The sequence below is a fragment of the Cognatiyoonia sp. IB215182 genome (assembly GCF_033963905.1).
Lineage (GTDB): Bacteria > Pseudomonadota > Alphaproteobacteria > Rhodobacterales > Rhodobacteraceae > Yoonia.
Genome location: NZ_JAXBMB010000005.1, coordinates 144729 through 160705, shown reverse-complemented (window position 1 = coordinate 160705; position 15977 = coordinate 144729). Strand labels below are relative to the sequence as shown.

Here is a 15977-nt window from a genome sequence, read left to right as displayed (position 1 = left end):
CCGCCAGTGCAAACAATGGTGCCCCATGACCCCAACGCTGATCGTGACACGCCCTGAAGCGCAGGGATTGGGTTTTGCACGGGCCTTGGAAAGCCGGTGGAGTGGGCCGCTGGACATCGTTCTGTCGCCTCTGATCGCGATCAGTTTCCAACCGATCGTAGATGATCTTTCGGATGTCACCGACCTTGTTTTCACATCCGCCCATGGGGTGACCGCCGCTACCAATCTCGGCCTTGGTCCTGGTCTTCGTGCGTGGTGTGTAGGGCCGAAAACGGCCGAATTGGCTCGTTCGTCAGGTTTTGAAACCGTCACCGGCCCCGGAGATGCTGCGGCACTCGCCAATCTGATCATTGCACAGTCGCAGAAGGGAGAATTTGCGCATCTGCGGGGTAGGCATAGCCGTGGCGACTTGGTTTCAGAGCTTGGGGTTGCAGGCATCCCATGCCGCGATGTCATCGCGTATGACCAGATCGCCCAACCGCTCACGGTTGAAGCACAAGAGGTTCTGAATGGATTCCGGCCTGTTCTCTGCCCCGTCTTTTCACCACGCACCGTGACGATCCTTAGCAAACAAGGTCCGTTCTCGGCACCGCTTGATATCGTTGCGATGAGTCAGGCGGTTGCTGATGCCGCGTATAAGGTCGCACCACGCTCGGTCACAATCGCCGCCCACCCGGATGAGGACGCGATGATCGCCGCAACACAGGTACAGCTTCATCGCATTTCACATGATGATGACTGACCGTTGGATCGCTTGAGGGTTGGCAAGGGTCGGGATAACATAATGTGTCACTTGCCCACTGGCGGGTCGGGGCGCAAAAAGGGTGAAAACGTGGCAAAACAGCCAGCCAAGGGGCGTAAGGTGCCCCCCAAGTCAGCAGAATCGGCACCAGCGCCACAGAACGCGACCGAATCGGACAATGCGCAAAAGCCGCTTTTTGATGCCATTCCCGCCGAAATTCTGATCAAACCGTCGGTTGAAGCCGCGTCTGCGGCGCCATCCGTTCCGGTTGTTGAAAAAACCGCTGATGATGCCCGGGCAGATCAGCCCGATGCGGCACCGGTTTCGGCCGAAGCCGCGCCGCCAAAGGAACCAGCACCCGCGCCGTCAAAGCCTGCTCCGGCGAAGCAGGGTGGCGGGTTCATTCCGCTACTGCTTGGCGGTCTGATCGCGGGCGGGATCGGCTATGCGGTGGCACAAGTGAACATGCCGCAACCGGATACGGAATTGCCTGCGCAGGTTGCAGCCCAGGCGGATGCGATTGCAGCGCTGCAGGATGCCGTGGATAACCCACCACCACCCGTTGACCTGAGTGGCATTGAGGCGGCGCAAGCCGCACTTTCCGATCAGATTGCCGAGATGACAGATCAGATCGCCACGCTCGATGACCGGCTGACGGCGCTGGAAAACCTGCCGCGTGGCGAAGGCACTGCCTCCGTGCCCGCTTTGGCCAATTATGAGGCTGAGATTGCAGCGCTCAGGGAAGAGATTGCCGCAATGGCAGGGGCGGCCCAAACGCAGCTTGATACCGCACGGGCCGAGGCCGCCGCCATTGAGGAGAACGCCGCATCTGCAGCGCGCGCAGCCGCCGGGCGCGCCGCACTGTCCCGGTTGCAAACCGGCATGGAAAGTGGCGCCCCGCTTGGAGCGGCTCTCGCCGATCTGGAAGAGGCATTGGGCGCGCCAGCCCCTGATGCCTTGACGGCGGCACAAGACGGCATCCCCACCCTAGCCAGTCTGCAGGACACATTCCCCGAAGTGGCGCGCGCCGCTTTGGCAACGGCGCGCCGCGAAGGCGTGTCGGGCGAGGAGACAACCGGCATTGGTGCCTTCCTGCGCAATCAATTCGATGTCCGCTCGGTCACGCCGCAGGAAGGAACAAGCGTTGATGCGGTCCTGTCGCGTGCCGAAGCAGCGGTGCGTACGGGGCGTCTGGCCGATGCCTTGGCGGAAATCAGTGCGCTGCCCGAAGTGGCGCGTGCCGAAATGTCGGAATGGCTGGCCCAGGCCGAAATCCGGGCCGACGCCGTGGCGGCCATCGATATGCTTTTCACCTCACTCAGCGATAGTTAGGGGCGTTAGATATGCTTTGGTCATTGATTAAAATCCTGGCGTTCGTCGCAATCGTCACCGCCCTCACCTATGGCGGCACACAGCTGATGGAGGTCGATGGCGGCGCCACGATCAGCGTGATGGGCTTTGAATTCACGCTCAGCCCGCTTGAGATGGTGTTTGCCTTTGTCGCCTTTGTCGTGGCGGTCTGGTTGGGGCTGAAACTGCTCGCGCTGTGTGTGGCGACATTCAAGTTTCTCAACGGGGATGAGACTGCAATTTCGCGCTATTTCGACCGCAATCGCGAACGTAAAGGGTATGAGGCCCTGTCCGAAGGGATGATGGCGCTCGCTTCGGGAGAAGGTCATTTGGCAATGACCAAGGCGGCACGTGCCGACAAATATCTGCAACAGCCGCAACTGACCAACCTGCTGACGGCGCAGGCGGCCGAGATGACGGGCGACCGGCGCAAGGCGGAGGAGACCTATAAGAAGCTGCTTTCAGACGACAAAACGCGGTTCGTTGGCGTGCGCGGGATCATGAAGCAGAAGCTTTCTGACGGTGATACTGATACGGCGCTGGCACTGGCGCAAAAGGCCTTTGCGCTGAAGCCCAAGCATGAGGAAACGCAGGATGTGCTCCTGCGTCTGCAGGCCGAAAAGTCAGACTGGGTGGGTGCCCGCAAGACGCTGAGTGCAAAGCTCAAATCAGGTGGACTGCCACGGGACGTACACAAACGCCGCGATGCCGTGCTGGCATTGTCAGAAGCGCGCGATGTGCTTGAGGACGGCAAATCCATCGAAGCCCGCGAAACCGCGATTGAGGCAAATCGCCTGTCACCTGATCTGATCCCCGCGGCGGTCATGGCGGCGCGCAGCTATATCGGCGAAGGCAATGCGCGCTATGCGACACGTGTGCTGACCAAAGCCTGGAACGCGCAACCACATCCTGACATCGCCGCCGCATTCGCAGAAATCGCGCCCGACGAAAACGCCGAGGCACGCCTGAAGCGCTTCCGCACACTGACCAAGACAACGGCCGATCATCCGGAAACCAAGATGCTGATGGCCGAGCTTTACATCTCGACCGAGGATTTTCCAGCTGCCAAACGCGTGCTGGGTGATCTTGTAGAGACCGATCCGACGGCGCGTAGCCTGACGCTGATGGCGGCTATCGAACGCGGCGAAGGTGCGGACGATTCCGTTGTCCGTGGCTGGCTGACCCGGGCATTGACGGCACCGCGCGGCCCGCAATGGATCTGCGACAATTGCCAGCACATTCAGGCGGGCTGGGCCGCGACCTGCAGCAATTGCGGATCGTTTGACACGCTGACCTGGCGCAAGCCGCCTGAAGGGGATGTCGCAATGCCCACGGGCACCGAAATGCTGCCGTTGATTGTCGGGACGCCCAAGCAAAATGAGGTGACCGTCCCAGATGATGTCGTGGAAGAGGCCGAAATTCTGACTGCTGACCCCGAACCCATTGATGACGCCGTTGCGTCTCAGGCCCAAAAATAGGTCTTTCCCGGCGCAAGGCGCGATGCTATCAGACACGCCGTTAAGCCGCTGTAGCTCAGATGGTAGAGCACGTCATTCGTAATTAGCGGGTCCCCGCGAGAATGGCTTGCGAAACCAAAGAGTTCGCGGCAAAGGATGAAGACTAGTAGGGCCATGGTAGGGTCTACGATGCCTCAATAGCTCAGCTGGTAGAGCAGGTCCTTCGTAAGGACAAGGTCGGGGGTTCGAGTCCCTCTTGAGGCACCACTACCATCCAATACTCATGATTTGCGGCTAGTTTCGGCCCTAACCGGACGCTGAGTGTGCGCTTCAATGCTGCATCGCAGCTTCTCGGAAGCAGACATTGGCAGATGGTAGCGGATGCACGTCCTCAACCTTCAACAGTGCCTGGTATACCAAGCTGGCGCGATGCCTGTGAGGGTACAACGACAACCATTCATCTGTCTTGCCCTCCAAAACCAAGCCAACTTTGGCACAGTTTGAGAGGGGCAAGACAAGGGGTGCGAGCTTCGGTGTTCGAAGGCAATGGTGTTGGGGTTTTGATACGCTGGATCATGCGTGGACCGTCTTCAAGCTGCTGGTGACGAGTGCCGATGGCGCGACGACGGTGAAGACGCTGGCGGAATTGGGTATTGTCTCGATTGATCTGACGGCGGATGCGACCAGTAGCGAACCGCCCGTTCGCTCGGTCATAAACGGCCAGACGACCTTTGCCCGTGATGATGGCGCGACCGGGACGGTGGCGGATGTGAATCACGTTGCTGAGGCGGGTGGGTGTTGGTTGGCGCGGGCGGCAGGGTTGTGGTTGGGAAGGGTGTTGGAGGCGGGAGATGTGTCGTCGATGCAGCGGATGGTGTAGTTGATGTAAATCCAATTTGTTATCATTCGAACAACAATAGTGACTAAAGACATGCTTTGTGCGTGAAACAGAAAGGGGGCTTTACAGTCTAGCGAGTCGCCGTTAACGATTTGTTAATGAAGTTTGTTCGCCCGTGGGTTTATTTTGTTGCCAGATATCCAAATCAGGATCATTTCTAACTTTGACTTGCTACTCGCCATGCACATTGTATGTGGGAAATGACCAATTTGATTTTATGCAAAACTTGCCTGTACATCTGGAAGTTCGACCTTAAATAGAGGTAAGAATGAATTTTAGTCTTTCTATAGTGCTGCTTCTCATGTTTGTTTCAGCATTTTCTATTCTTTATCCTTTTTATGTATTCGCGCGACTTCTTATCAATAATCCCGGTATAATTGGGAACTTTCTTTCTGGTCGACTTGGTAGGAACGAATACCGCTTAATTCGAGTTTTTGTAGGCTGCGCATTTTTGCTAGGTTTATCAACTGCTGCATTGGAATACATGAGGTGAATTTTGGAAGAGAATAATGGTGTTTTGGGCTTGTCAAATGACGGCCTATGGTCCTCAGAAAGTCCTTTCGCTCCCGGTTCAAGTGTTACTTCATCAGGTGCAAGCGTTAGTTTAGGTCTTGGTGTTGCTGGCGGAGTCTCAATATCCATTGTTAGTTCAACCAACCCAGATGAAACTGGTGGTTTGTTTGGCGGGGGAATGGATATCGCAATCACCAGATCACATGGGATTGGATTTGACATTGGGCTCGACGGGCATTTCGGTGATGAGCAGTTGGCTGAAGATATTTACGGTCATTCGGTGTCTGCTGCCGGAGGGGTTTTTATTGGTGTTGAGGTATATGACCCTATTGCGCCTGGTGCTAGCAGCGATTTGTCTGATTACTACGGTGAAGTTACGTCCGGGCTTAGTGTTGGTGTCGCAGCCTATAAGAATAAGACTTTCAGTTTGGCTTCTTCGCTCGAAAACTTTGCTTCCTTGTTCGAGGATTACAATAATAGGTCATCTGATGAACCAGTATATTCAACGGAGTCGCGACTGAACCACGGGCCGAACAATTATGGCATGGGCTCAGAGGTAGTCGCAAACGAACTCGGCGAGACAGTCGTTCAAAACGCCGATGGGTCCGTTACAGTAGTTACAGAGGACGTTCTAACTGGCCAGCAAACCCAAACGACATTCGTGCAGACACCCAGTGGCCCCGCACCGGTTTCAGTTGTGGACATCGGTGTCGACGATGGTGGCTATTCCTCGGACGGGAACGTTTGGGGCAATGACATGTACGACCCGCGTACAAATGTCATGGGCCCTGTAGCCGCTGCACCTGCTTCAACGACGAAGGCCTCTACCAAGGATCGGGACCGCGATAGGGATCGAGACCGTGATCGTGACAGGGACGACGATAGGGGCTCAGGCGTAAGTGTCCGTGACGTTGATGCGCCAGAGGCAACCCGTGATACAGGTACAACGAAATCGGCGACAAAAACTGAAACGACGAAAACGAAGCCAAGAACCGATACCAAGGGGAGAACTGACGACGATCCAAACTTCGAGGGCCCGCGTCCGATCCTTTTCGACCTTGAGGGCGATGGCATTCAGATCACCGAGTTGTCCAATTCCTCCATTTACATGGACGCCACGGGCGACGGCTTAGAAAACCGGACATCCTGGGCGGGTGCTGGGGATGCTGTGCTTTTCATCCACGATCCGGACAATCATGGTGAGATCACGGAAAAGCGGCAATATGTGTTCACCGAATGGGACCCGACGGCCAATTCGGATATGGAGGCGCTTGCCTCGGTCTTTGATACCAACGGTGACGGGGTGTTGTCGGGGGCTGAGCTTGACGACTTCCGGTTAATGGTAACCAACGCCGATGGCTCAACCACGGCAAAGACGCTGACGGAGCTGGGCATCGTCTCAATTGATCTGACGGCAGATGCAACGAACATTGAACTGCCCGATGGCTCGGTCATCACCGGCCAGACGACGTTCACCCGCGACGATGGCTCCACCGGCACGGTGGCGGATGTGACGCTGATCGCCGAGGCCGATGGGCATCGGTTGGAGCAGGTGGAGACCTGGGATGCGAGCGGCACGCGGACCGAGGTGACGACGGGCTATGACGCGGATGGCTCGATTGCCTTTGTGAACACAACCGTGGTGAGCGCGGATGGCACGCAGATCGCCAACAGCTATGACGATAATGGCGATGGCGTTGTGGATCGCCTGCAGACGATTGATACGGTGACGCAGCCCGACGGGTCGCAGGTGAAGACCGTCACGAACGCGCTGGGGGCCGCGGCGGCGACAGCAATCCTGCTGAACCAGACGGTCACGACGACAAGTGCTGATGGCAACACGATCACGATTGAACGGGACTCGACTGGTGGTGGCTGGTTCGACCAGACCGAAGTGCGGGTGACGGCTCCTGATGGCAGCATGACGATTGTCACGACAGATCAGGGCCAGGATGGCACGGTGATCCGGAGCGTGGACGAGGCTGTCTCCGCCGATGGGATGACCCGGACGGAAGCCATCGACAGTGATGGGGACGGTGTTGCCGACGTGACGATGACCCATGCGATTGTGGTCAATCCCGATGGCAGCCGATCCGAGACGGTGACGGTGCTGAACCAGGACGGCTCTATCCGGTCGGTAGCGACCGAGACGGTGAGCGCAGATGGCCAGACCAAGACAATCCAGCGCGATGTGGATGGCGACGGCCAGGTGGATACGGTTGAGGATACTGATATCACGACCGGCCCTACGGGCAGCACATCGACGATGGTGGTGACCAATAGCGATGGGTCGCTGCGTAATGCGACCACCTATGTGCAATCTGATGATGCGCTGACCAAGACATCGACCTCTGACCTGGATGGCGATGGCGATATCGATGTGACCACCGTGGACGAGACGGTGATCAATCCCGATGGCAGCCGGGTCCAGACAATCACGTCCACGAACAACGATGGCTCCATCCGCGGCATGCAGCAGACGACGCTGGGTGCGGACAAGGTGAGTTCCGAGACTTACGTTGATCTGAACCAGAACGGTGTGTTCGAGGCGACGGATCTGGTGCGTGAGGTGACGGTCGATGGCGGCACCGGTGACCGGACCGCGACCACATGGGATCGCAATGCAGACGGGTCGGTGAATGCGACATCGACCTCGATTACGAGCGCGGATGGCTTGACCAGCAGCACAGCGACGGATGCGGATGGGGATGGCGATATTGATACCAATATCGGCGACATCACGGTTGTGAATGGGGCCGGTGAGGCGACCCGGACGATCACGACGACCAATCAGGATGGCTCCCTGCGGAATGAAACCGTGGCGGTGACCAGCGCTAATGGTCTGACCACAACCACTACCTTTGATACCGATGGCGACGGGAGCCTGGACGGGACCACTGAGGTACGCCAGACCAACAATCCGGACGGCACAATTGTGCGCGAAAGCTCTACCTATGCTGGAGATAGCGTCACCCTCTTGTCGCATAGCGTGTCAACTGTGAGTGCTGACAGGCGCATTGTGACCACCGAGACAGATGCGAACGGTGATGGGCATATCGACAGCCGTGTTGTCTCGACACAGGCCGCAGACGGATCGCGGACCATTGAAGAGACCAGCCTGCATGCCGATGGCACCATTGCCGCGACGCAAGTCACGACGATCAGCGCGAACGGGCTGGAAAGCAGCATTGCGACGGATGCCGATGGGGACGGTATGGTGGAAACCACCGCGACCAGCACGACCGTCCTGACGGCAGATGGCGGTCGGACGCAGACGAGCGAGGTTCGCAACAATGACGGCAGCCTGCGCAGTCAGAGCATTGCCACAACCAGCGATGATGGCCTGACAACCACATCTCAGACGGATGCGGACGGCGACGGTAGCTTTGAGCGTGAGAATACCGCCACAACCACGCTCCACACGGATGGCAGCATCGCGACGCTGGCACAAACCCATGCCGAGAACGGCGATCTGATCAGCCAGACGCTCGCCGAGACCAGCGATGACGGGCTGATCGTGACGCAGTCGTCAGATACAGATGGTGATAGCACCTATGATCTGATCAGCACCACCACGACGACGCTTGAGGTCGATGGCGGAACAACAACCGTCAATGAGGTGCGCGACGCGGCGGGTGTCCTACGCAGCGGCTCCACAATGACAGCCTCTGATGATGGGCGTCATGTGACCCGGTCCGTGGACGTCAATGGCGATGGGAATGCCGATCAGGTCAGCGTCACAATTGAAGCCGATGATGGCACGCTGACATCGACGACATCGCAACTTGCGGCAGACGGCACGCTGCAATCCGCCACCGAAACGGTGGTCAGCGCCAATGGCTTGGAAACCTCGGTGACCGAAGATCGGGATGGCGACGGGCTTGTTGATCTGGTGATGACCGAGGCCACGGTCCTGAACAATGACGGGTCCGTCACGCAAACGACCCGCGATGAAGGGCGAAACGGTGAGGCCTACAGCACGGCGACTGTGACGACGAGCGATGACGGTCGTACAACCACACGCCACAATGACTTTGATGCGGATGGCACGGTTGATCAGACTGTTGTTGCCGTCACCGATCTGGCCGCCGATGGGACACAAACCCAAACAACAACCCGCGCGTCAGCTGATGGCTCGACGTTAGGTGTCCTGAACGTTGAGACCAGTGCTGATGGTCGCACTATCACGACCACGAACGATACCGACGGCAATGGAAATGATGACCTTCGGTCTGTTACCACGTTGGCAGACGATGGGACACGCACCACAAACACCGAGTATCTATCGACCGGCGGCGTGCTGGAGAGCACCTATCAGATTATCACCAGCGCCGATGGTCTGACGACAACACGCCTGACAGATCGCAACGGTGACGGCGAAGTGGATCGGCGCACGGTAGAGACTTCTGCGATTGGCGCCGACGGCACGGTCACACGCAGTGTGGAACATCGTGGGCAGCATCATGTGCTCGAAGGTCGTGAAGAATATGTTGTGAGCGATGATGGCATGTCATCGACAGCTTCACTTGATCTCAACGGCGATGGTCTCTTTGATTATGTGACCGATGTCGAAACGACCTATCGGGATAATGGCGACATCGTCCGTTCTGAAAAGACCCGGAATGAGGAATCTGATATCCTGGGTGAGGTCACAACCACGACCAGTGGTGACGGTCTGACGACAGATATCGTGACCGACTATTCCGGCGATGGCAGCGTTGATCGGAGCACCTCGATTGTGCGGGGTCCGGATGGCGGCTTTACCAGCCTTATCCAGCATTACGGTGCAGGCTATCAGCTTCAACGGACAGAAGCGCAGACGGTCAGTGCGGATGGACGGACGAGTATCCAGACGATTGACCTCGACGGGGACGGATTTGTCGATCAACGGGTGGAGTCCGTCATCGATCTGAGTGGCAATACGACCACGACCTACGAAGATGTGCGGATCAACGGTGCGGTGACGGGTTCTGTCACAGCTTACGAGGCGGCAAACGGCATGCAGATGTCCTACGCCTTCGATGTTGACGGAAACGGCAGTTCCGACATCACCCGCACGACCCAGATCACGTACGAAGATGACGGTGATATGGTGAGAACCTTTACCGAGAGCTTCGGGACCGGTGCAGTTGCGTACGAAGAGGTCACATTGACTGCAGCCGACGGTCTGTCCTCAACCAGTGCTTTTGATGTGGACGGTGATGGAGACATTGACGGGACGACAACTTCCGTCACGACGCTGAATACCGACGGCAGCCGCGAGACGGTGACGGAAACACATTACGCGGACGGAGACTTGCATTCCCGGACTGTCGAGACGGTGAGCGCCGATGGGCGCACCACAACGTACGAAGCGGACTATGACGGTAACGGGATTGCAGACAAAGTCTCAGAAACCGTTATTGCGTCCGACGGATCCCGTGTCGAAACGGAATCGTCTTTCAACGAAGCAGGTATCCGCAACAACACCTTCATTACAACAACCTCTGCCGACGGTTTGACGACAACCGTCATGCGTCAAGGCAATGTCCAAACGACAACACGCTCGCCACTCGATAATGGCAGCTACACCTGGGACAACGGTGTGGAAGGTGCAGGCAGCATCACAACGCATCACTCCATTGATACTCTGGGGGTAGAACGATGGACCCTCGTGACACCGACGAAGTTCTTTGAGGTTCGGCTTGATGCGGCAGCGAAACAGCGTGTCTTTGATGAGGCGGAGCGAATCTATGACAGCGTTCTGGACCGCGGTTTGGACTCAGTCGAGCGGGAAACGCTGATCGAGCACATGGCCGACGGCCAGCTCGACAAGGTTGCGTTGATCGATCATTTGATGGCGTCAGGTGAATTCTCGACCCGCTATGGGACGATGTCCGATGCCGAGTTCATCAATCAGATGTCTCTGAATTCTTTCGGCCGTGCTCCCAGCATGACGGAACTGGCGCAGCATCTTTATGTGCTTGATACCGGTTACAAGACACGCGCCGAGATTGCGCTTGAAATGGCCGATTCCGTCGAACACTTGGTCGTTGGCAATGGCCATATGATGACCAACAATTTTGATGTGATCATGAATCCTGCCGTGTTCGAGCGCAGCCTCGATAAGGCCTATGTCGAGGCGATGGTCACAAACCTTGTTGACGTCGTCTATGACCGCGACCCCACCGCCCAGGAGCTCAGCTATCTTTCCGAGCTTCTGCTCGAAGGTGACAAGTTGCCTGATGATATCGCTGGCATTCTCATGGGCGTTGAAGGGGATATCCAGGGTGTGTCATCGGCAAGCTTACATGATCTGTCCGGTGCAAATCTCGTCACACAGGCGTTCCAGAACGCACTTGGGCGTGCACCAACACAGGTCGAACTGGATCGATGGGTCGGCAACATCTCGGGTGGCATCATTACTGCAGAGCAGTTCGTGGCGTCACTTGCGCAGAGCACCGAGCACCTTGAGACCGGAAATGAGCATATTGCGACAATTCTGCCGGATGTGAACGTCATAACCGGAACAAGCGCAGCGCAGACACATAATGGTAGCGCCGGTGTTGATCATTTTATCGGACACGAGGGCGACGACAGACTCGTCGGAGGTTCGGGCAGCGACACCTACGAATGGTCTGTTGGTGATGGCGAAGACACGATTGATGATCGTGTCGCCAAACAGAGCGAAACTGATACTCTGTACCTAACAGACGTGCTTTCAAGTGATGTCGCTTTGCGCCGCAATAACGCCAGCGACAATAGCATTCGAGATGATCTGAAGCTCAAGATAAAGAGTACCGGCGATTGGTTGACTATTTTGGATCAGTTTGACACCGCTGATGGCAAAGGGATCGAGCGCATCATTTTTGCTGATGGCGAGATCTGGGACCATTCGGAAATCCTCGCTCAAACAATAATACGGGGGATATCCACGGCGCAGGGTCAAAACGGCGATGACAACCTGATTGGCCAAGATGGGGTAGATGACATCTATGCCCGAGCCGGTGATGATGTTGTGGAAGGTGGGACAGGTAATGACACACTGAGGGGTGGCACAGGAAACGATACCTATATCTGGACGTGGGGTGACGGAAACGACAGAATTGACGAGGAAAGCGACGACGCGGCCAACCTTGCCAGCTATTTGACCGACATTGATACGCTCGTTCTCGAAGGTGTGCTTTCCACTGAAGTTACTCTGACGCGTGGCACAAGCTCAACTGAAACCAAGAACGATCTTTACATTGTAATCAACGGGTCTGGGCCGAGCGCACAAATCAACGTGTGGGACCAGTTTGACGCGGAAGGTGAAGGCATCGAGAAGATCGTGTTTGCAGATGGTGTTGTTTGGACACGTCAAGACATCATCGAAAATACAACGCTTGATGGCAACGACAACAACAACACCATCACCGGCCTAGAGTCTGACGACAACATCCACGGCCATGATGGCAATGATACGCTTTCGGGTGAAGAGGGTAATGACCATCTTTTCGGTGGAGAAGGTGTAGACACCTTGCGCGGTGGACTGGGATCGGACACCTATCACTGGTTTGTCGGAGATGGGGATGACACGATCGATGAAGTGAGCGGTGCATCAGCAACCGACTTCGATCTCTTGATCTTACATGGCGTAACTTCAGACCAAGTGATATTGATGCGCGATCCGACCTCGGATCAACACCTTCGGATTGAAATTGGGACAACAAGCGGCTCGGAAGTCGTCACTGTCAAAAACTTCTACGCAACACCTGGTCGTTTCCTCGAAGAGATACGTTTCGCTGACGGGGTCAGTTGGTTCGAAGAAGACATCCTGTCCCGGACGATGCTCACACATGGAAACAACATCAGTCACATCACGGGTAGTCACTGGCGGGACAACCTCTTTGGCCTTGCTGGTGACGATATCATTCGTGGCGAAAGCGGCGATGACTGGCTCTATGGCGGTTTAGACGATGACACACTTTACGGCGGAACAGGTAACGACACCTACGTCTGGCAATCGGGCGACGGCAATGACACGATCCGCGACACCGGCTCAACCAATGCCGAAACGGATACGCTGCGGCTGACTGATGTGGCGTCTGATGGTGCCGCGCTCTCAAAATCCGGCGATGACCTGCTTGTGACGATCGGCAGCGAAGTGATCACCGTGGTCGATCGTTTCGATGTCGGCACCAATGGAGATGGGGATGGCGTTGAGTTCATTGCCTTTAGCGACGGCGCGTTTGTTGAAGTGCTCGGCGGGGCCCTGGCGCAGACCATTACAACCGGAACGGATGCTGCTAACACGCTCAATGGCTGGGGCCTGGAAGACATCATCTATGGTGAAGCGGGCAATGACACTCTCAGCGGCCAGGGCGGCGACGACACGCTGATTGGTGGTGCGGGTGTTGACACACTACGCGGTGGATCAAATTCAAATCAGAGTTCAAACGGCAATGATACGTACGTTTGGGCAATGGGTGACGGCAACGATATCGTCGAAGATAGAGGCTGGACCGCGACAGAGACTGACACCCTTCTTTTGTCAGATGTTGCATCAGATGGTGTGTCCCTGCATCGCGAAGAAGGTCAGGACGACCTTATTGTCACCATCTTACAGACCGGCGAACAGATCAAAGTTCTGTTCCAACATCACAGCTCATATGATGGCCATGGTATTGAAGCGATCGCGTTTGCGGACGGTGTGGTGTGGTCGCACGAAGAAATCTACGCGCAGACCATTGTCAGTGACGATAATGGGAATGGAGCCGTTGGTGGCACCCGACACAAGGACGTTATCCTGGGTGGTGATGGCAACCAGATCCTCAGCGGCCAGGGCGGCGACGACACGCTGATTGGTGGTGCGGGTGTTGACACACTACGCGGTGGATCAAATTCAAATCAGAGTTCAAACGGCAATGATACGTACGTTTGGGCAATGGGTGACGGCAACGATATCGTCGAAGATAGAGGCTGGACCGCGACAGAGACTGACACCCTTCTTTTGTCAGATGTTGCATCAGATGGTGTGTCCCTGCATCGCGAAGAAGGTCAGGACGACCTTATTGTCACCATCTTACAGACCGGCGAACAGATCAAAGTTCTGTTCCAACATCACAGCTCATATGATGGCCATGGTATTGAAGCGATCGCGTTTGCGGACGGTGTGGTGTGGTCGCACGAAGAAATCTACGCGCAGACCATTGTCAGTGACGATAATGGGAATGGAGCCGTTGGTGGCACCCGACACAAGGACGTTATCCTGGGTGGTGATGGTGACGAGACACTGAAGGGCCTTGCGGGCAACGACTATCTTTATGGTGACGCGGGCAATGACCGCTTGGAAGGTGGCGATGGCAACGATCACCTGTTCGGCGGAGATGGCGATGATGAGCTGTACGGCGGAGCAGGCGAGGATTTGCTGTTCGGCGGGGCAGGCGACGACCTCCTGAGCGGCGGCAGCGACGCGGATAGTTTCGACGGAGGTGACGGCGTTGATACGGTTGATTTCACCTACTCAACCAATCCAAACACGGTCGATCTCAGTCTCGGCATCATTGATTGGTTCGAAACGACTGGCGGTATTGAGCTGATCAAAAATGTCGAGAACGTGATTGGGAGTAGCGGAGACAATACGATCATTGGATCCGATGATGATAACAGGCTCGATGGTGGAGATGGAGACGACATACTCGAAGGTGGTCTCGGTAACGACAGGCTTATCGGCGGAAAAGGCAATGACACATATGTGTTTGAGCGTGGGTACGGTGCGGAGACCATCAGAGATAGCGGTAGTTCTGCGTGGGGTAGCGACGCGAACAATCCAAGTGGTGACAGGATAAAGTTTGGCGAAGGAATACGTGTTACTGACCTGACGCTGCAAGTGGATGGAGAAGTCCTAAAGATCTATGTGGCAAACGGAACAAGCCCGTCTGACAGTTTGCCCCAAACCTCCGATGTCCTCTCGATATACAACTGGAGTTTATCAAATGGTCGAATCGAGTTACTTGAATTTGCAGATGGAACTTTGGTCGATCTGACACAAGTCAGTCACGACTCATTCGGCGCAGACCTCACAGCACCTGTCACAGACCCTTATCAGTCACCATATCAATACATCGCGTCTTACAATGACCTGATCAATGCTCTTGGCGCAAATGCGAGCGCTGGCCGAAACCATTACACGGATCACGGTGCAGCTGAGGGGCGGTATGTGACATTTGATGCGCTCGGCTACATTGCCTCTTACAATGGACTAATGGGTGCATTCGGTACCGATGCCGAACTTGGGGCAAGGCACTACATTAATCATGGGTATTCGGAAGGGCGCGAGATCACTTTTGACGCAGATCAATACCTAGCGAACTATGCCGAAGTCAGGAATCTCTACGGATACGATCCGGAAGCTGCGACAGCTCACTACATCGAAGTTGGTCGATTGCAAGGGCACACTTTCGAAGCCATTGAAGGTGCACTGAGTGGCGACGCATGGCACGAATTTGCTGTTCGCGAGGGGGTTGATGACGTTATTTCAGGAGGAAGCGCTGCGGATTGGATCGATGGTTTCATCGGCAATGACACCATCAATGGGAATGGTGGCGATGATATTCTGTTCGGTCGGGCAGGCACGGATGCTGTAACCGGTGGGGCCGGCGATGACACCATTATTGGCGGCACTGACAACGATACGCTCACAGGCGGAACAGGCGCTGACACATTTGTCTTTGATTTAGGTGACGGCCTAGACACCATCACCGACTTCGAGGACGGCATTGATCTGATCAGCTTCAAGGGGGCGGGCCTGACCTTCGCTGATCTGTCGGTCCTTACCCGCAGCGATGGGTTGACGATCGTGGGTTATGGCACCGACTACAGCATTCAATTGCAAAACACCGCTGGATTGATTGATGAGAATGATTTCGTGTTCAATTGATTTAGTGCCTTGTAGCCTCCATCAGCAGCAGATCTGCTATTAGTCTGACTAATCCATGGCGACCGCCAACCGTGTCAGCGGCCCATTGAGTACACTCTCCGCCAGGTGTATTGCCCC

The 15977-nt window shown here is 56.0% G+C and carries 5 protein-coding genes and 1 tRNA gene; all 6 read left to right on the top strand.

Features of this window, described 5'->3' with window-relative positions; translation table 11 throughout:
- Nucleotides 1-25: 25 nt before the first annotated feature.
- The 6 genes from SLH47_RS11585 to SLH47_RS11560 all read left to right on the top strand — a co-directional run bounded on the left by SLH47_RS11585 (nucleotide 26) and on the right by SLH47_RS11560 (nucleotide 15860).
- Complete coding sequence (locus SLH47_RS11585) at nucleotides 26-742, top strand: uroporphyrinogen-III synthase (protein ID WP_320239669.1); 717 nt, start codon at nucleotides 26-28, stop codon at nucleotides 740-742.
- A 90-nt stretch (nucleotides 743-832) separates the two neighbouring features.
- Nucleotides 833-2074 carry a hypothetical protein gene (locus SLH47_RS11580; RefSeq protein WP_320239668.1) on the top strand — a complete coding sequence of 414 codons (1242 nt, stop codon included), beginning with the start codon at nucleotides 833-835 and terminating at the stop codon, nucleotides 2072-2074.
- An 11-nt stretch (nucleotides 2075-2085) separates the two neighbouring features.
- Complete coding sequence (locus SLH47_RS11575) at nucleotides 2086-3570, top strand: heme biosynthesis protein HemY (RefSeq protein ID WP_320239667.1); 1485 nt, start codon at nucleotides 2086-2088, stop codon at nucleotides 3568-3570.
- A 170-nt stretch (nucleotides 3571-3740) separates the two neighbouring features.
- Nucleotides 3741-3816: transfer RNA gene (locus SLH47_RS11570), tRNA-Thr, on the top strand.
- Nucleotides 3817-4039: 223 nt separating this feature from the next.
- Complete coding sequence (locus SLH47_RS11565; protein WP_320239666.1) at nucleotides 4040-4429, top strand: hypothetical protein; 390 nt, start codon at nucleotides 4040-4042, stop codon at nucleotides 4427-4429.
- A gap of 709 nt (nucleotides 4430-5138) precedes the next feature.
- Complete coding sequence (locus tag SLH47_RS11560) at nucleotides 5139-15860, top strand: calcium-binding protein (protein ID WP_320239665.1); 10722 nt, start codon at nucleotides 5139-5141, stop codon at nucleotides 15858-15860.
- The last annotated feature ends 117 nt before the right edge of the window (nucleotides 15861-15977 follow it).